Annotated in this window: 13 protein-coding genes, 1 pseudogene and 1 riboswitch; of the genes and pseudogenes, 5 read left to right on the forward strand and 9 right to left on the reverse strand. The window is 56.9% G+C overall.

Annotated features, from left to right (window positions below; genetic code table 11):
* Nucleotides 1-20 precede the first annotated feature (20 nt).
* The 4 genes and pseudogenes from C7964_RS06500 to C7964_RS06515 all read left to right on the forward strand — a co-directional run bounded on the left by C7964_RS06500 (nt 21) and on the right by C7964_RS06515 (nt 5,121).
* Nucleotides 21-257: a hypothetical protein gene (locus C7964_RS06500; RefSeq protein ID WP_110278867.1), complete on the forward strand. Its 237-nt coding sequence runs from the start codon at nt 21-23 to the stop codon at nt 255-257.
* A gap of 326 nt (nt 258-583) precedes the next feature.
* Nucleotides 584-1,204, forward strand: a complete 621-nt coding sequence (locus C7964_RS06505) for a hypothetical protein (protein WP_110278868.1) — start codon at nt 584-586, stop codon at nt 1,202-1,204.
* A gap of 1 nt (nt 1,205) precedes the next feature.
* Nucleotides 1,206-2,945 carry a DEAD/DEAH box helicase gene (locus C7964_RS06510; RefSeq protein ID WP_110278869.1) on the forward strand — a complete coding sequence of 580 codons (1,740 nt, stop codon included), beginning with the start codon at nt 1,206-1,208 and terminating at the stop codon, nt 2,943-2,945.
* 907 nt (nt 2,946-3,852) lie between these two features.
* A pseudogene (locus tag C7964_RS06515) lies at nt 3,853-5,121 on the forward strand (DUF6538 domain-containing protein).
* A gap of 1,112 nt (nt 5,122-6,233) precedes the next feature.
* Here C7964_RS06515 and C7964_RS06525 read toward each other — a convergent pair.
* The 3 genes from C7964_RS06525 to C7964_RS06535 all read right to left on the reverse strand — a co-directional run bounded on the left by C7964_RS06525 (nt 6,234) and on the right by C7964_RS06535 (nt 10,682).
* On the reverse strand, nt 6,234-7,070 hold the full coding sequence (locus C7964_RS06525) for a protein NO VEIN domain-containing protein (RefSeq protein WP_110278870.1): 837 nt from the start codon (nt 7,068-7,070) through the stop codon (nt 6,234-6,236).
* 138 nt (nt 7,071-7,208) lie between these two features.
* Nucleotides 7,209-9,605, reverse strand: coding sequence for a thiamine pyrophosphate-binding protein (locus tag C7964_RS06530; protein WP_110278871.1), 2,397 nt, complete (start codon nt 9,603-9,605; stop codon nt 7,209-7,211).
* 63 nt (nt 9,606-9,668) lie between these two features.
* Nucleotides 9,669-10,682 (reverse strand): 1-aminocyclopropane-1-carboxylate deaminase, encoded by a 1,014-nt coding sequence (locus tag C7964_RS06535; RefSeq protein WP_056031896.1) that lies wholly within the window; start codon nt 10,680-10,682, stop codon nt 9,669-9,671.
* A gap of 153 nt (nt 10,683-10,835) precedes the next feature.
* On the opposite strand from C7964_RS06535, the gene C7964_RS06540 reads away from it, so the two are divergent.
* On the forward strand, nt 10,836-11,294 hold the full coding sequence (locus C7964_RS06540; protein WP_110278872.1) for an Lrp/AsnC family transcriptional regulator: 459 nt from the start codon (nt 10,836-10,838) through the stop codon (nt 11,292-11,294).
* A 420-nt stretch (nt 11,295-11,714) separates the two neighbouring features.
* Here C7964_RS06540 and C7964_RS06545 read toward each other — a convergent pair whose 3' ends face one another.
* From C7964_RS06545 to C7964_RS06570, 6 genes are all read right to left on the reverse strand, one after another.
* The gene (locus C7964_RS06545; protein ID WP_110278873.1) at nt 11,715-12,242 is read right to left on the reverse strand and encodes a GNAT family N-acetyltransferase; all 528 of its coding nucleotides are present in this window, start codon (nt 12,240-12,242) and stop codon (nt 11,715-11,717) included.
* 167 nt (nt 12,243-12,409) lie between these two features.
* Nucleotides 12,410-15,253 carry an aminomethyl-transferring glycine dehydrogenase gene (gcvP, locus tag C7964_RS06550; protein ID WP_110278874.1) on the reverse strand — a complete coding sequence of 948 codons (2,844 nt, stop codon included), beginning with the start codon at nt 15,251-15,253 and terminating at the stop codon, nt 12,410-12,412.
* 18 nt (nt 15,254-15,271) lie between these two features.
* A complete protein-coding gene (gene gcvH, locus C7964_RS06555) occupies nt 15,272-15,631 on the reverse strand; it encodes a glycine cleavage system protein GcvH (protein WP_110278875.1) in 360 nt (119 codons plus the stop codon).
* Nucleotides 15,632-15,646: 15 nt separating this feature from the next.
* Nucleotides 15,647-16,768, reverse strand: a complete 1,122-nt coding sequence (gcvT, locus tag C7964_RS06560; RefSeq protein WP_110278876.1) for a glycine cleavage system aminomethyltransferase GcvT — start codon at nt 16,766-16,768, stop codon at nt 15,647-15,649.
* A gap of 160 nt (nt 16,769-16,928) precedes the next feature.
* Nucleotides 16,929-17,014: riboswitch (glycine riboswitch) on the reverse strand.
* 58 nt (nt 17,015-17,072) lie between these two features.
* Complete coding sequence (locus C7964_RS06565; RefSeq protein ID WP_110278877.1) at nt 17,073-18,227, reverse strand: M24 family metallopeptidase; 1,155 nt, start codon at nt 18,225-18,227, stop codon at nt 17,073-17,075.
* Nucleotides 18,224-19,006: a maleate cis-trans isomerase family protein gene (locus C7964_RS06570; protein ID WP_110278878.1), complete on the reverse strand. Its 783-nt coding sequence runs from the start codon at nt 19,004-19,006 to the stop codon at nt 18,224-18,226. Before C7964_RS06570 ends, C7964_RS06565 begins: the two co-directional genes overlap by 4 nt.
* Nucleotides 19,007-19,019 lie beyond the last annotated feature (13 nt).

A 19,019-nucleotide genomic window follows, 5' to 3' on the forward strand; every position in this document is an offset into this window, starting at 1 on the left:
CCCTAGAAAGGAACATAAAAATGGCACGCACCGCCAGTTACCCCGTTAAACTACGCCGCGATCATATCGCCCTCTACTGTGAACAGAACCACCCGTGTACCTTCAAACAGGTATTACAATTCGCCCAAGAGAAGCCATTGCCAGCAATGCCTGATGCGCTCTCAAAGCAAATCCATACAGTACGCAGTGACCTACACAAACTTAGGCAGGACGGATCAATCAAACCTGAGTGGCTAATTGTGAAGAACGATTGGTGAGCAAACGTAAGAACCTCACGTCGGCGTGACATTTCAAAGAACCCAGGTAGAATTCTCCCTAGGTAAAATACCCACGACAAAGAGCAATAGGGAGAATTCTCCCGATAGCTTCAAATAAGCCCATAGAGAGCCGTTAACACTCCCAGGCTACCCATATAACCAAAATACAGAGATGGGCCTATAAGGGGCCTCACAGCGCCTCTACGGGGCATCTGGGGGCCTCCCTATGCCTCCTTTAACCTACAGGAAGAGAAAAACATGACGATATTTATCACAACCCCAATCTTAGTCGCAATGGTCCAAATCTATGCAGGTTGGGAAATTCTATGAGGGACTTTAGAAGCGAGCGCTTCGCCCTCTATAGTGATGTTAAACCACGGCAAGACCAATTCGTAACCCAATACTACAAAGTCCTAAACAGTACGATCTATTCCAATCTTGGTAGGTATCACGGTCCTGATAAGGAAGAATTGGCCGCTCAGGTTTGGATTCTCCTAGTCGAGAAAATAACTGAGAAGGCGTACATCGACGAAGGTTGGCAAGGTGACATTGATTGCTTGAGACAGGCAAAGACCAAGATCAGCTACCTAGCCCTAGATGTGATGCGCAAGACTATCGCAGAGCAACAGGTAGTCACCGAAAGCTACGATAAACTCATTAGCGACCAAGATGAAGGTCTAAGCCTGCCGTCAGGGTTCTTTGAGGCTACCACTAATGAAGAAGACCTAAACCCTGAGCGGATACTACAGCGTAAGCAGTTGGCCCAAGCGATCAGGTCTTTTGCCACCAGTGAGTATGAAAATGCGATCTTAGATTGGGTCATGGGTGAGTGTATGGCCAAGCATATTATCGCTGAGTTCTCCGTAGGTAAAAACAACCTCACCAAAGACAGAAACGAACTCCTAGCCAAGATCAGGTCAGAACTCATTTTTGAGGATTATATTTGAGATGCATACCAGTAAAGTAACAGAAGAAACCAAAGCTAAAGTTGCTACCCTACTTAACAAGGTTGTAGCTACAGACCAGAATGGGACTTGGTTCTTTCGGTCGGACACAGGCACAGGTAAGACGACTGGTTTCATTGAAGCTGTAGAGAACTACGGTCTGGATGTAGCTATCGCTGTGCCTACCACTGAGGATGTGGATAACGTCTACAAAGCCTTTATTGATATGGGCCACCCTGCCGTTATGAAATGGTATGTGGGTAGCGGTACAGTCAAAGAGGACGCCAAGTTTAGTAAGGTTGTGATCGGTACACATAAGTGGCTCTTGGGCGATGCTAACCCTACAGGCCACACAGGTAAGAACCGTCTACTGATTATTGATGAAGTCCCAAACGATATTACTGCGATTGATCTTAAAGGTTCGGATGTAATACGCGCTAGGGAGGTAGCAGAAGCCTACAATCTTAAGTCTGTAGGTAGCTTCCTAAAGCTAGAGGATTGGGTGCAGGATCAACTAGCCTCTGATGATGTACGCCCTTCTTATGAAAAGATGGAATACCGCCCCAGCAAGAGCAGTACTTCCCTAGCTGATGTAGAGAAAGAAATTCTCAAGAAGGTAGACCGAGAGGAAGACAAGAAGGCTATCAGAAAGGTAACTACACTACTTGAGGCGGCTAAAGATGGTCGTGCTTACAAGTGTAAGGTTCGTAATACCTCTACAGGTGGCTTTCAGGTACTATTTGCCTGCTTCAAGTTTTGTAATCAGTGGTTCGATAAGCAGGTTATCTTTAGTGCCACATCTCACTTGGACGGGTTCCAATTCCATAAGGACAAAGACAGGCTATTGGACGTTGACGGTGTTCTGGTAGATTATAGCAACCTAAAGTTCACTCATGTCCCTTGGCCTAAGTTGGATAAGTACATCCCTAAGATCGTCGGTAATCGGGCTATGCGTCAGCTTGCTACAGACCACATCAAGAGCATGTTTGACCTAGGTTCTGGTACTACTCTTGTGGTCGTTCCTAAACTAATCAAGACCGATGTAGCCTACAGCCTGAATGCTTCACAAGAGGACGGTCAGGGCGCACATGAGGGTATGTTCCAAGGTCGTAAGGTGTATGTCACCAATTGGGGCAGAGACGTCGGTAGTAACGCTTACAGGGAGTGTGAGACAGTCATACTCTGGTCTAATCTGTATAAACCTAAGCACACCACTTTCTCAGAACTCTTAGCTAGGAATGAAGAGCGGGTTAATGACCACAACCTAAGTGAAGTTGAAGGTGGTAGGTTCACAGGTAGACCTAAGGGGCTACAACAAGGCCAACTCCTAGCTGGTATTAAACAGATGGGCTGTAGGGGGACTGCACGTAACGTAGACGACAATGGTATCTGCGCACCTATGCACCTTATCATGTCTTGGGATGGTCTTGAGGAAGCACAGCTAAAGGGCATCTTTCCTAATCTGCAATACAGGACACACACACCTACAGAAGACCGCCTCAAGCCTAGGGTGACTAGCAAACAACCAGTCCCTCAGAAGGTCCTACATACCCTCAAAGAAAAGTATCACGACAGGGTAGAAGTAAGTCTACAGGAAGTCTGCACATGGATTCCTAACGCCAAGAAGCACACCAAGAAGTTTGCCGAATGTAACGATATGTTCAAAATGCATGGGTGGGAGTTCATACCGACAGTAAAGGGCCGATATGGTGAACCTGCCAAGTTTGTAGGTAAGGGGTTCTAAACTCTTAGGGGTATTTCAATAAGTGGCAACTTATGGGTTGGCGATAGCCAGCTATCTAGGGGCTGGTCTTAAGTGACTGGTCCCTTTCTTTTTGACTAGAACATTATGAGAACATAGCTGTACTATTGCGTCATGCGGGATTGGGTAGAGCGCAGTAAAAAGAATGCCCCCCAAGCATTACACTAGGGGGGCATCACCTGAGGCAGGTACCGAAATTGGAGCAACGGCGAGTGCAGCATTGCGAGACGCACTCTAAAAAGCGAAGTATCTAACGTTTTTATTTTCTATCGGATGATCAGATTCCACAAATTATCTTGCAAATATCAGCGGGGAATACAGTCAAATCTGCCCTCAAGATGTCCACTATCGTTGGTGGACACTTTCGACACACTCTATGACATTCAGGGTGAAAGCATGACAAAGCTATCCGTTATAACAGGGCATAAGATTTACCTTCTCTGCCACTGTGGTCACCAAGCCAGCTTGCCTGTGTCTGACCTCTTGGAACGCCTACCAGACACCACAACGGTCGATCAAGTCACCAGAGCAGCCAAGTGCAAAGCATGTGGTCAGAAGGGCAATGTCAAAGCTATGCGGATCGTGTTTGCTACGCCTATCTAGATGCCATGGGGACGTTTCTTTTGACCTACGCAACTTCGGCAAATGGAACCTAAATTGGAACCTAAGCTGGACCCTATGCAGTTTGTAAAGTATTGATATTGCTAATTATTTATAAGATTTGTAGAGTCCCTGTCTCTCCGCCATTTTGGGCTCCACGCGACCCTTCCCAACACACTGATAGTAGGGCGAAAATCGGCGCTTGCGCGCTGATGGCGGTGTTTGGTCCGCTTGATTTTCTGCACATTTTGCACCGCAATTTGCTGCACAAACGGGGGATTTCTCCGCCATGAGCATCGCGAAACGAGGCCGCCTTTACCACCTCCGCCGCCGCGTCCCGCGCCGGTACCGGTGGATCGAGCGGCGCGAAACCGTCTGGATCAGCCTGCATACCGACTCGGAGATGATCGCGCGCAGCAAGGTGGATCGCGCGTGGTCCCAGATGATTGAGGCTTGGGAGGCCCGTCTGGCCGGGAATAGCGCGGACGCGTAAGCGCGCTACGAAGCCGCGCGTGATTTGGCGCGGGCGCGAGGCTTTCGCTATCTGGACGCGGGGGCCGTCGCCAAGCTGTCCGTGGAGTACGTGGTCGAGCGCGTCGAGGCGATCCCGGCCCCTGCCAACCAGCCCGATGCCATCGAGGCCGTCTCTCTTCTCGGCACCGTTCCTGACCCCCGGATCTCGGTCACCAAGGCACTGGAGCTCTATTGGGGCCTGGCCAAGGAAAAGACCCTCGGCAAGAGCGAAGAACAGCTGCGCCGCTGGGAAGCGCCCCGCAAGAAGGCGGTGAAGAACTTCTTCGCGGTCGTCGGCAACAAGGAGATCGCCAACATCACCCGCGACGACATGCTCGACTTCCGCCAGCACTGGCTCGACCGGATCGAAGCGGGAGAGGTCACCGCGAACTCCGCCAATAAGTATCTGATCCACCTGGGCGACGTGTTGAAGACCGTGAACACGATGAAGCGTCTGGGCCTGGCGCTGCCGTTGGGCGAGTTGTCCTTCAAGGAGGGCGAGAAGCAGACGCGCCCGCCCTTCGGCGACGACTGGATCAGGACGCGCCTGCTCGCCCCAGGCGCGCTGGACGGGTTGAACGGTCAGGCCCGCGCCCTGCTGCTCGGGATGATCAACACGGGCTACCGGCCCTCCGAAGGTGCAGCGCTCACGGCGGAGACGATCCGGCTCAATGGTGACGTGCCACACATCTCGATCGAACCCGAGGGGCGGCAATTGAAGTCGCACTATGCCCGCCGCATGATCCCGCTCACCGGCGTCTCCCTCGAGGCTTTCAAGCAGTACCCTCAAGGATTCCCGCGTTACCGCAACCGTGCCACCCTCAGCGCGGTCGTGAACAAGTTTCTCCGCGCCAATGGCCTGCTCGAGACGCCGCGCCACTCGATGTATTCCCTGAGCCATTCCTTCGAGGACCGGATGCTCGCCGCCGGGATCGACGACCGTATTCGCCGCGACCTCTTCGGTCACCGGCTCGACCGCGAACGATACGGCAAGGGCGCATCGCTGGAACACGTCGCAGAACTTGTTGCCCGCATCGCTTTCTGAGCCAGCAGCGCCCGCGCCCGGCGCTGCGCCTCCGACAGCCGCTTCTCTTTCTTCACGGCCGCGGCCAGCTCTGTCTCCAACCGCTCGAAGATCGGCGCGAAGGCCGGGTCAACGGAAACCAGCGCAGCCACCTTCAGAAGCGCCGCCTCTATCCGTGCAGTATCGACCGGCTGCGCCGGTTCGGTGCGTGTTGCTGATGGGCGTGACGGTGCCATGTCGAGCAGCATGAGGCGGCGCGTGCGTCATGTGCAGAGTAAGCGAACGCGCTGCGCAAAGCGGCCTGTCAGAGCGTGCAAATCGGATGGGGAGCCTTCCAAACGCGCGGCTCAAATCGAAGCACCGAAGTGAGCATCTTGGCGGTCGCGCCCGGCCCCCGACTCATGCGTCTGAGAGCGTCGTCCGAGCCTGCATTCTTGGGGCTTTGAACGCCGCCAAGAGCTGATTTCGGAGGGCAGCGGAAGACAACAGGAAGAAGGGCTAGATAAAAGCGCCTGCCACGAATGCCGCAAGTCACTGACGTGACTACCGTTTTCGCGTGCATGCAAATCGGTCGTGTGCAGGTTTCCTGCAATTTCGCAGTGTTTTCAGACCGCTGGTATGCACAATGAGGAAACCTGCTCTTGGCAGCTACTCCGTAGACGAGGCGACGAGTCCGAGCATCGAGCATCGAGCATCGAGCATCGAGCATCGAGCATCGAGCATCGAGCATCGAGCATCGAGCATCGAGCATCGAGCATCGAGCATCGAGCGTCGAGCGATGGTATCTCGCGCCCAACAATGGGAGCGCAAGATAAAAGAGGTGCGGCAACACGTGCCTAGGTGTCTGATATTGATGAACAAATCGCATGGCAACCCTCCAACCCTTGCCGCTCAAGGGCACCCAAATATCTGATTTTGCGTTGAATTTGACGCCGCAAAAAGCGCCCATGGGGAATGTGCTGCTGAATTATTGCCTCAAAGTCAGTGCGTTACCTGTATTGTCGCCGCATCACGTAAAGGGGTGCGGCTGAATAAAGTCCGTCACCACAACCGGTTGCCTGCCGAATGCGGCAACCCTTTTATCTCGCGCTCCATTGATGCGCTGCTTTCAGGCCATGTCTCGTCAAAACAATTCAGTGAAAGCTAGCTTGAAAGCTGGTCGCCGTGAGCGACACATGTGCATCAAGCGGCGGGCGCAACTCGAAAGCCTTGGGCGTCCGCGCGAAGTTCCATAGGCGGAACAAGCACCATTCCTCGCGCCGTTCTTCTGCTACGGCCAACTCGTTGCGCGAGATATGGAACGGTGTGCGTTCCCACCCGTTTGTGGTCTTCACCTCGATGAGACGCTGCCGTCCGTCTGCATCGAAACTGGCAATATCATAGCCCGCGCCATCCCCGTCTTCTTCGGAAACCCATCGGATTTTCTGCGCCAAGTCCTCCCGGCCCGCTGCAGTCAGAGTGTCGTGCTCGTGTTTCAAGACGCGCTTTTCTCCAGCCTTGCCAAGGGCGCGGTTGCGTTCATCCCGCGCGGCCACGTCGAACTTTCGGGCGATGTGGAGCATCTGCTCAAGCTCGTCCGGCGGCGGTTGGTTGGTCAAGGTCGGTGCAGGCCCGACCCAGATTTGCGCCGTCTCGGCCATGCCTTCCATCAGCCGGGAAGAAAGGGTGCGCTGCGTCCAGCCGGGGTTCATCGCCAACCATCGTGCGACGGCGTCGACCAAGCTGGTCTGGAAGTTGAACGCCGGTTTGTACCCGGTGATCCAGACCTCACCGAGACCCTTGAGCACAGCGCTGATGTTCTGATGTTTGAACTCGACCGACCCGTCGGAGCGGTCGTTAAGGCGCGGTAGAAGCTGCCGCCGATGCTCGGCCTTGTTGTAGGGACGGCCCGCCACATCGTCAGCCAGCATCGCGAAGTAATCCGCGACGATCAGGTCATTTTCAGCATCTGTCCACGCTTGGCTCGACATTGCGCCAGGCTAGGGGAAGGTTCGGAGTTTGTCACGAAAGCACGGGTTGCGGACTTTCGGCGTGGTCCGCGTCAAAGTCCGCAACGCGGGACCAAGTTGCCATTCGCTGCATCCGCGCCAATATCCGCTTTTACACTTTCACGATGGCAAAAGGGTCTTCCAAGCCGCAGATGGCGAGCGGCCGCCTGTCGTCAGTTCGCTGACAGATTCAGCAAGCGAGTGGCGATCGATGCGGAAGTGGCGGTAGAGGTCATTTATCGTGCCGGTTTGGCCGAAGTGTTCAACGCCGTGTGGGATGGTTTTGTGGCCTGCGACGGCCCCAAGCCATGACAGCGTTGCAGGGTGGCCGTCGATCACGGTGACGATTGTGCAGGTGTTTGGCAGTGTATTCAGCAGCGTCTCAACATGGCTCACGGCCTCTGGATTGCCCCGCGCAAGTTCGCGTTGGGCCGCCGTCCAACCGGCATTCAGACGGTCTGCGGACGTGACGGCCAGCACACCGACGTCGCGGCGGTATTCGCTGATGATACCCGCTGCGGCGATGGCTTCGGGGGCGACGGCCCCTTGGTACGCGAATACGATTGCGCAGTTTGGACCGGGTTTGCGCAGCCAGTACGCCCCGTCAATCGCACCTTGGCGAAAGCCATCGTCAACCCGCTTGCCCGGTTGTTCAATCGGGTTGGTTGTCAGCCGCAGATAGACTGACCCGCCGGTTTCATCGCGCAGCCATGTGCGCTCGTCAGGGTCGCCATCGCCACTGCGTTGCATGTAATCAAAAGCCCATTCCATGATGACCGAAAGCTCATCCACGAATGCAGGTTCAAACGCGGCCAGCCCGTCCTGTGACATGCCGATCAGGGGCGGGGCGATGGATTGGTGCGCCCCGCCTTCGGGGGCCAACGTGACGCCGGACGGGGTGCCCACCAACATGAACCGCGCGTCTTGGTAGCAGGCGTAGTTCAACGCATCGAGGCCGCGGGACACGAAGGGATCATAGACCGTGCCAATCGGGATCAAGCGTTTGCCAAACAGCGAATGCGACAGCCCCGCAGCGCCCAAGAGCAGCATCAGGTTCATCTCGGCGATGCCAAGCTCGATATGCTGGCCTGCGGGGTCGAATTCCCATTTCGCGGTTGACGGGATTTTGTGGTCTTTGAAGGTGTCAGCCTGCGCTTTGCGTGCGAACAGCTTGCGCCGGTTGACCCATGGGCCAAGGTTCGTCGTGCCGGTGACATCGGGCGACGTGGTGACGATCCGTGACGCCAATTCGCTGTCGCCTTTTGACAGATCATCAAGGATTTTGCCAAACCCCATTTGGGTTGAGATTTCACGGTCACTGGCAATGTCGATCTTGGGTAAGCTGATCGCATCGTCAGTAAATCGGCGCGAACCCTTGGCGAAAAACGGAACCGTCTTGAGGTATTTTTGGAACGCGGCGGGGTCGCTCACAGTCGCCAACGGCTCCCACTCATCGCCCGCATCCACACCCATATCCGCCTGCCAATCGGCCATCTGCGCCTTGCTCATCAGGCCGCCGTGGTTGTCTTTGTGGCCTGCAATCGGCGTGCCCCAGCCTTTGATCGTATAGGCGAGGAAACAGACGGGGCGGTCATGGTCAATGGCGGCGAATGTTTCGGCCATTGTGTCCACGCAGTTGCCGCCGAGGTTTTCCATCAAAGCGGCAAGGTCGTCATCGTTGCGTGCATCCAGCAACGCCGTGACATCACCTTGATCGCCCAGATCGTCCATCAATTGTTTGCGCCAAACGGCCCCGCCCATATAGGTCAGCGCGGAATAAAGCTGGTTGGGGCAATCATCGATCCATGCCTGCAATTTGTCGCCACCGGGTTCGGCAAAAGCGGCCCGTTGCAAGGTGCCGTATTTTACCCGCACCACATCCCAGCCGAAGGCATCAAAGACCTTCTCGGCCCTCTCGAACAACCCTTCGCGCACGATCCCGTCGAGCGATTGGCGGTTGTAATCGATTACCCACCACGTATTGCGCAGATTGTTTTTCCAGCCCTCTTGCAGGCATTCATAGATGTTGCCTTCGTCCAGTTCGGCGTCGCCCATTAGCGCGATCATGCGGCCAAGCGGCAGGTCTTTACCCCACGATTTGGCCTGCACATAATCCTGTATCATCGACGCAAAGGACGTAATTGCCACCCCAAGCCCGACAGAACCGGTCGAAAAATCCACATCATCAATGTCCTTGGTGCGCGACGGATAGCTTTGCACACCGCCAAGCCCGCGAAAGTTCTCCATCTTCTCGCGTGTCATGTTGCCCATGAGGTACTGCATGGCGTGGAAAATGGGCGAGGCATGGGGTTTGACCGCCACGCGGTCTTCGGGCCGCAGCACGCCAAAATAAAGCGCGGTCATGATCGACACCATGGATGCAGACGACGCCTGATGCCCGCCAACCTTGATCCCGTCCGCCTTGGGGCGGATGTGGTTGGCATGGTGGATCATCCAGTGGGACAGCCACAGCAGGCGTTGTTCCACGGTTTTCAGGTGGGTGTTTTGGTCAGTCATGTGAAACGCCTCGCGGGGAAATTGGATCGCCGCGCCGCCCGTTCAGCGGCGCAGCAGGTGGGATCAGCCGTTACGGTAGGTGTAGCTGTAGCCGTTCAACGCAGGCTGACCGCCCAGATGCGCGTAGAGCACTTTGGATCCGTCGGGGAAGAAGCCCTTCTTAATCAGGTCGATCATCCCCTGCATGGATTTGCCTTCATAGACAGGGTCCGTGATCATCGCCTCTGTGCGAGCGGCCAGACGGATCGCATCATTGGTCTCGGCGCTTGGCACGCCGTAAGCCGGATAGGCGTAGTCGGGGTTGATATGAATGTCCTCGTCTTCAATCGAATAGCCGCACTCGATCAAATCGCAGGTCTTATTGGCAATCTCTTTGACCTGCGCGCGTGTCTGATCAACCGTGCCTGACGCATCGATGCCGATCACACGATCCGCGCGACCATCTTTTTTAAAGCCGACGATCATGCCGCCTTGGGTCGATCCGGTAACAACACAAACCACGATGTAGTCGAACTTGAACCCAAGCTCTGCCTCTTGTTCGCGGACTTCTTCGGCAAAGCCTACATAGCCAAGGCAACCATACGGATGCACAGACGCACCGGCGGGGATGCCGTAGGGCTTGCCCCCTTCCTTCTTCACATCCTCAATGGCTTTTTCATAGCTGGTCCGGATGCCGATATCGAAGCCATCGTCCACCAAACGGCTGTCCGCGCCCATCAGGCGGGTCATCATAATGTTGCCGACACGGTCATAGACCGCATCATCATGAGGCACCCACGCCTCTTGCACCAACCGGCATTTCATCCCAATCTTGGCCGCCGTCGCCGCAACCATGCGCGTATGGTTGGATTGAACGCCGCCAATAGACACCAGTGTATCCGCCCCCGACGCAATTGCATCTGGCACGATGTATTCGAGCTTGCGCAGCTTGTTGCCGCCTTGGGCGAGGCCCGAGTTGCAATCCTCACGCTTGGCGTAAATCTCGACTTTGCCGCCGAGGGTCTGGGTCAGACGGGGAAGATGCTCAATCGGCGTTTTACCAAAAGTGAGAGGATAGCGTTCAAATTTTTCCAGCATGGTGTGCTCCTTTTTTCTACTGTCGAGAGTAACAAAGGTCGCGTGAGGGGTGCTTTCAAAGTTGTATCAAAAATTTGACAAAAAGATTATTGGACCGGAGAATTCAGCGTGATAAGTCTGCCATCGAGCCCGATAACGGAAGAATATTTCACCATGCCCCTGGATCGAATCGACAAACGGATGCTTCGCTTGCTGCAAGCGGACGGCAGGATGAGCAACGCAGACCTTGCTATGGCAGTGAACGTCAGCCCTGCGACGTGCCATAGGCGCACCCAAAGGCTGTTTGATGATGGTTATATTCAAACCGTTCGGGCGGTTGTTAACCCTGAAAGCGTGGGGCTGGGCGCGATTGCGATGGTTGGTGTTGTGCTGGATCGCTCAACGCCCGAGAGTTTTGCCAAATTCGAGGCAGCAGTCCTTGATCTGCCAATGATCCTCGATTGTCACCTCGTCGCCGGTGACTTCGACTACCTGTTGAAAATCCGAGTAGCCGACATGGCAGACTTTAATAGGTTCCACGGAAAGGTCCTAATTGCGTTGCCAGAAGTCAGACAGGCTCGAACGTTTTTTGTCATGAAGGAAGTGAAGGACGGTGCTCCGCTAGATTTCTGAAATTCCCAAAGCGGACGTTCGTGTAAGGCGCAGCATCGGTCATCTTGGGCTCAAAGCAGACTTTCGCTGCGGCACGGTTGAATGGCTGGTATGCCCCACATTTAAGCTGATTGGTTCATTGCCAGCGACTGTTTTTCTGGCTTGAATGTCACATGATGACGATCTACCGGATTTTTTGCTGCACAAAACGCAACACTGCAGAAATGCATTTCTCGCAATATCAAAGATTTAAGCCCTTGATGCGTATGCATTTTCGGACTGTCTCTCTGCCATCCGGTTCCTTGATTAATCAGGCCGGACCTGCTCAATCACAATCGGCGCACCCAAAGCCTCGGGCGCTCAGCGTTACGGGGTAGCATTGTCAGCCGGATACAGGCAAAGACTATCACCACAACGCAAGACACAAGCCGCTTGCTGCACTCACAGGTCTTTCGCGAAATAATGTAGATGCGGGCGCAGCATGGGCTGGTCCTTATAGGTCGTGGTCTCGATAGGTTCGTCCAATTCCACAAACCCAAGCTTGGGATAAAGACTGCGCATCTCGACATTGGGTGTGAGCGTATCTGCCACCAGACGCTTTAACCCCATGTTGCGCGCCGCTTGTTCCCGCGCCACGATCAATGCTCTGCCGGTGCCGGTTCCCCGCGCATCCCGGGTGACAAAAACCCGTTTCAGCTCGCCTGTTTCGTGATCGAGGCGCTTCATCATACCACAGCCAACGATCTGTCCATCCCCTTTACGCGCAACCACAAGACAGCCGTTCGGAGGCAAATAATCGTCCGCATGCGCCCAGAACTCGGCAAGCGCACTCTTTGGCGCAGCGGGATCAATTTCAAACCCCATCTCCCGCATCCGGACCACGATAAGCGCATAGTACTGGGACAAAATGTCATCGAGTTCGTCCTTGGGCGGCAGGCTCTCGCATAGTGCGATCGTGATATCGTGCATTGCAGTGCTCCATCTTCAGCCGAACACGTTTGGCGGCGCCGGCTGTCCCTGCAATGTGATCCAACGCAGGGATTCCAGCAAGGCTGTTGCACAAACCTGCCCGAAAGCGCCGGCCCACCATCCGTTGGCTGCCGGCGCTTTACGGCTATGCTGTCCTGATGCCGCCCCTACTCTGCCGCTTCCAGATAGTCTGTCATCGGCGGGCAGGTGCAGGTCAGGTTGCGGTCGCCCCAGACATTGTCGACGCGGTTCACGGGCGGCCAGTATTTGTCGATCCGGAACGCACCGGGCGGGAAGCACCCTACTTCGCGCGAATAAGGGCGGTCCCAATCCAGCACGAGGTCTTCCATTGTGTGCGGGGCGTTCTTGAGCGGGTTATTGACCGCGTCGATCTGGCCGTTTTCGATCTGGGCAATCTCGGCGCGGATTGCCAGCATCGCATCGCAGAACCGGTCAAGCTCGGCCTTGGTTTCGGACTCTGTGGGTTCCACCATCAGCGTTCCGGCCACAGGCCAGCTCATCGTGGGGGCGTGAAAACCGTTGTCGATCAGGCGCTTGGCGATATCATCTACTGTCACACCTGCACTATCCGCAAAGGGGCGTGTGTCGATGATACATTCATGCGCCACGCGGCCGGTTGGCCCTTTGTAGAGCACATCAAAGGCCCCTTCGAGCCGCTTGGCGATATAATTGGCGTTCAGGATCGCAACGCGCGTCGCCTGTGTCAGCCCTTCACCGCCCATCATCAGGCAATAGGCCCAAGAGATCGGCAAGAGCGAGGGCGAGCCGTAGGCCGCCGCCGACACCGCCCCTGTCCCGCCATTGGGATCACCGGGCAGATGCGGGATCAGATGGGATTTCACACCGATCGGTCCCATGCCGGGGCCACCGCCGCCATGGGGAATGCAGAAGGTCTTGTGCAGGTTCAGGTGGCTGACATCGCCCCCCAGATCACCGGGGCGCGACAGGCCGACCATAGCGTTCATATTGGCCCCGTCGATATAGACCTGGCCACCATGGTCATGGGTAATCTTGCAAACCTCGATCACGGTTTCCTCGAACACACCATGGGTCGAGGGATAGGTGATCATGCAGCCTGCGAGGTTGTCGGCGTGCTGTGCGGCTTTGGCGCGGAAATCGTCCAGATCAATATCACCGTTCGCAGCTGATTTGATCGGCACCACAGTCCAGCCGACCATCTGCGCCGAGGCTGGGTTCGTGCCATGCGCGGACATCGGGATCAGGCAGATATTGCGGTGCCCCTGCCCCTGCTCAGCGTGATAGCGCGCAATCGTCAAAAGCCCCGCATATTCGCCCTGCGCGCCGGAATTGGGCTGCATCGAGATCGCGTCATAGCCGGTCACATCACAGAGTTTCGCGGACAGATCGTCGATCATTTCGTGATAGCCTTCGGCCTGATCGCGGGGCGCATAGGGGTGCAGCAGCGCGAATTCGTCCCAGGAGACTGGCATCATCTCGGCGGCGGAATTCAGCTTCATCGTGCACGACCCCAGCGGGATCATGGCGCGGTCCAGCGCCAGGTCACGATCCGCAAGGCGGCGCATATAGCGCATCATTTCCGTCTCGGCGCGGTTCATGTGGAACACAGGATGCGTCAGATAGTCGGACGTGCGGATCAGCTTTTCGGGCATGTGATAATGCGGCGTATAATCCTTGTCCGCCCGCGTGATGCCAAACGCGCGCCAGACGGCCTCGATTGTCTCGGGCCGTGTGCGTTCATCCAGCGTGATCCCCACCTGGGTTTTGCCCACCGCGCGCAGGTTGATCCCTTCGTTCACCGCCGCGGCCATGACGGCCGCCTGCAAGGGCCCCACATCGACCGACACCGTGTCAAAGAAGGTTGCGGGGCGCACGTCAAAGCCCGCGTCTTTCAGCCCCTCAACCAGCCGCGCGGTTTTGCGGTGAATGCGTTGGGCAATGGCTTTCAACCCCTCGGGGCCATGGAAAACGGCATAAAACCCGGCCATCACCGCCAAAAGCGCTTGTGCCGTGCACACGTTGGACGTCGCCTTTTCGCGGCGGATATGCTGTTCGCGCGTCTGCAAGGACAGCCGGTATGCGCGGTTGCCGTGGCTGTCGATCGACACACCCACAATGCGGCCGGGCATGGAGCGGGCATAGGCCTTTTTCGTCGCCATATAGGCCGCGTGCGGGCCGCCATAGCCAATGGGCACGCCAAACCGCTGGGTGCTGCCGACGGCGATATCGGCGCCCATTGCACCGGGTTCTTTGAATAGGGTCAGTGACAGCGGATCAGCCGCAATCACACCAATGGCGTTTTCGGCATGCAGGGCCGCAATCTGGTCGGTGAAGTCACGCAAATGCCCGTGGGTCCCGGGAAACTGGAAGATCCCGCCAAAGACCGCCGCGGCATCCAATGTGTCCGGATCACCCACGATCACCTCGATCCCCAAAGGTGCGGCGCGGGTCTGGATGACAGCGATGTTTTGGGGGTGGCAGTTTTCGTCAACAAAGAACGCCTTGGCTTTGCTCTTGGCGACACGCTGCGCCATGGTCATCGCCTCGGCGCAGGCGGTTGCCTCGTCCAACAGGGACGCGTTGGCAATCTCCAGTCCAGTCAGGTCGGAGACCATGGTCTGGAAGTTCAACAATGCCTCAAGCCGGCCTTGTGAAATCTCGGGCTGATAGGGCGTATAGGCGGTGTACCACGCCGGATTTTCGAAAATATTGCGCTGGATTGCGGGGGGCGTGACCGTGCCATGATACCCCTGCCCGATCAAGGAGGTCAGCACCTTGTTCTTTTGGGCCGTCTTTTTCATGCGGCGCAGCAACTCTGCCTCGGACAGCGGCTTGCCGAAATCCAGCGGGTCTTTCTGCCGGATCGCAGCGGGCAATGTGTCGTCAATCAGCGCATCAAGGTCCTTCGCCCCGACCACTTCCAGCATCTGCGCCATTTCGGTCTGCGAGGGTCCGATATGGCGGCGGTTGGCAAAGTCATAGGGCAGATAATCGGTCGGGGTAAAAGGCATGTCAGGCTCCGCGCGTGTTCAGGCGATCATTGCGTTATAGGCTGCTTCGTCCATGTATTCGTCCATCTGTGACGGGTCGGACGGCTTGATCTTGAAGAACCAGCCATCCCCGATGGCGTCCTCGTTGGCGAGGGAGGGATTATCGGCAAGGGCTGTGTTCACTTCAACGATTTCACCGTCCAGTGGCGCAAGGATATCAGAAGCCGCCTTGACGCTTTCGATGACAACAATCTCGTCGTCCTTGGTCACGGTCGCGCCGACTTCGGGCAATTCGACAAAAACGATATCGCCCAGTTGGGTTGTGGCGTGCTCGGTGATGCCCACAACGATCAGGTCGTCTTCGGGGCGCAGCCATTCATGTTCTTCGGTGTATTTCATCGGGGCTCTCCAGAGTTAACGTTTGAAATTGGCAGGGGTAAAAGGCATCGCGGCAACAGTCAGCGGCAGCCGTTTGCCGCGCAATTCGCCCCAGACGGTGGTGCCGGTGGCAGAAAGGTCCGTGGGCAGATAGCCCATCGCGACAGGTGCGCCGACGGTCGGGCCGAAACCGCCCGATGTGATCGTGCCAACCGGAGTGGCAGCGTCCTCGCTGGCAAAAAGCGGCACACCTTCGCGCATCGGCGCGCGGCCTTGCGGGAGCAGGCCCACACGTTTGCGCGCAACACCCTCTGAAAGGGCGGGCAAAATGACTTCCGCGCCGACAAACCCGCCAGCGCGTGCGCCGCCTGCGCGGCGGACCTTCTGGATCGCCCACCCAAGGGCGGCCTCGGCAGGGTTTGTTCCTGCGTCGATATCATGTCCGTAAAGGCAAAGACCCGCTTCAAGGCGCAGACTGTCGCGCGCGCCCAACCCGATGGGGGCCACATCGTCATGTGCCAATAGCGCCTCTGCCAAGGCCACCGCCTCATCCGCAGGAACCGAGATTTCATAGCCGTCCTCGCCGGTATAGCCCGACCGCGAGACCCAGCATTCCGCACCTGCGAGTGTCAGCGTCGCAACATCCATAAAGCGCATATCAGCGGCGCGCGGATCGAGGGTGGACAGCACAGCCTCTGCCGCCGGACCTTGCAGCGCCAAAAGCGCGCGGTCGGTGATTTCGGTCACGGACACATCGGTCAGTTCGGCTTGCATATAGGCAATATCGTCTGCTTTGCAGGCGGCGTTCACAACGATGAATGCATGATCGCCACGGTTCGCCAGCATCAGATCATCGCGGATGCCGCCCGCCGCATTGGTGAAAAACCCATAGCGCTGACGGTTTTCGGCCAGATCCAGAATGTCCACTGGGATCAGCCGCTCCAGTGCCGCCGCAGCACTTGTGTAATCGGCACCCGTTACACGCACCTGCCCCATGTGGCTGACATCAAACAGGCCTGCCTTTGTCCGCGTGTGCTGATGTTCCTGCAGCACGCCCATCGGATATTGGACAGGCATATCATAACCGGCAAAGGGCACCATTTTTGCCCCCAGCGAAAGGTGAAGCGCATGTAGCGGGGTTTGGTGCAGATCAGACATTGCCAAGCCGTTCCTTCTTTCCGGCCGACACGATCTCGCGATCAAACGGCACCACGTGGGCACGGCAGCGGATGCCGACGTGCGTGATGCCCCCTCTGTCCTGATGCCTGAGATTGCTATCCCTTCGGCGGGCAGCGACCTGCCACTCTCCAGAGTTTTCTTGCCTACGTCGGTCCTGTGGCCTGAGAGTTTCCGGGGCGGTTGCTCCTTCGGCACCAACTGGGTTGGTTCTCCCGACGTCGATTGCGACGCAACTTGCCCCGTTCCCGACCTGCGCGCAAGAGATTCGATACACGCGAAACCTCTAAATGATCGGCAGTTCCGGCGCGGCACGGGTCGTCAGCAAACGCCCCCCTTCGGGTGTCACCACGATGTTCTCTTCATGCACCATCATCAGCCCGTCACCGTAAGACACAGAGGGTTCCAATGTAATGACCATATTCTCTTGCAAGACCGTCGCATCAAAGCCCGCGAGCGAGGGTTGTTCGGTCAGTTGCAGTCCCAATCCGTGCCCCAAACGACCGATGTCACCCCCGCTGTCCTGTATCTCGGCGATCACTGCGTTCATTGCGGCACAAAGGGCCTGACAGGTGGTTCCGGGGCGCGCTGCGGCGATCCCTGCTTCTGTTGCGCGCCAGAGTACGTCATAGGCAAGTTTGGCCATGTCATCGGCCCGCCCGATTGCCCAGTTGCGATCAAAATCGCAATAATAGCCGTCGCAGACCATGCCACTGTCCAGCATCAGGATATCGCCCTTGGCAAGCGGTGTGCCGTCCGGCGGCGAGATGACATCCGCATAGCCCCCCTGTGCCGCCGCCCCCACCACATAGGGCGCGCCGTCGGCACCCTGTGCCAATGCGGCGCGCCGAAACTCGCGGAACACAGCATCGAGCGGCGTGCCTTCTTGTGCAAACGCGGGCACCTGCGCAAAGGTCGCCGACCCGATCGCGCAGACATGCGCAAGTTTCGCAATCTCGGCGTCAGATTTCACCATGCGCAGGCCTTGCACCAGCGGCCCCGCATCGGAGACCTGAATGCCCGGCAATCCCGCCATCAACCTGTTCCAATCTGCCAAAGGCATGCGCAGATGTGTCTCGTGGCCCAGCATGACCCCGATCTTTGTGCAAGGCGCCAACAGCTCAGTCAGCAAGCTGATCCCGTCATCCGCAGGACAAGGCGCGCACCACGTGCGGATGTCATCCACCCATGTCTGACGCATAAGAGCAGCGCCGATTTCAGGGATGATCGCGACGGGCTTGCCGGCTTGCGGCACAAAAACAAACCATGGCCGTGTCGGGCTTTGCCAGAACAGAGTTTGGAAGCCGGTGAAATAGGTGACCTCTGCTTCGGTCATCAGCAACAGGCCATCAAGTCCCTGCTCCGCCATCTTTTCCTGCGCGCGCGTTGTACGCGTGCGATATTCAGCCTCCGGAAACCCGCGTGTCGATGGTGCCGTCATCTGGGCACCGTGCCTGATATCGCGCGCCCGCTGTGTTTGAAAATCTGGCCGAACCCCTGCAGGTCATCCATGATCCCTGCCCTGCGCAAACACGACCAGAATTGCGCCTGATTTGAGGTAATGACCGGCTTACCCACGATCTGTTCGATCTCGTCGACGACCTCAAGCGCGCGGATGCCGCTGCAGGACAGAAAAATCGCATCCGCATCCGGGCGGTCGAGGTCCAGCGCAAACTGCTTCCAGTAATCGGGTGTGACACGGCCAAATTCAATGCCCGTTGCCAGTTGCAAACCCTGAATATCCAGCACGTCAAAACCCGCTTGTGCCAGATAAGCGGCCTCGGCGGTGTTGATCTCGTCCAGATAGGGCGTGCCGACGACGATCTTTTGCGCGCCCACTTCACGCAACGCATCCATCACACCGGTGACGATGCACATAGGCTGGGCCCATGGCGCACCTTTGCGGATTTCGCGAAAGACGCTTTGCTCGCCGCAGATAATCGAGCCGGAGGTACAGCAATAGCTGATCACCTCGGGGCGCATATCGGGCTGCAGGCGCGAGGCGGCATCGGCCATATCGTCGATGTGTCGCGCCAGCGTTTCATTGGTGGTGTGATCATCCGTTTTCAAACGGGTGAAATGGACGGCCACACCATCGGGGGCCATATCCATGCAATCGGCCTCGCAGGCCAGATCAGTGGACATCAGGATAAATCCCAGCCGCGCGCGATGGTGGCGGCCTGCGTCCATTTCGGGTGTACGGGGTTTGGACAGGATCATGCCCAAGTGTTAG

It is taken from the genome of Loktanella sp. PT4BL, assembly GCF_003201935.1.
Classification (GTDB): Bacteria; Pseudomonadota; Alphaproteobacteria; order Rhodobacterales; family Rhodobacteraceae; genus Yoonia.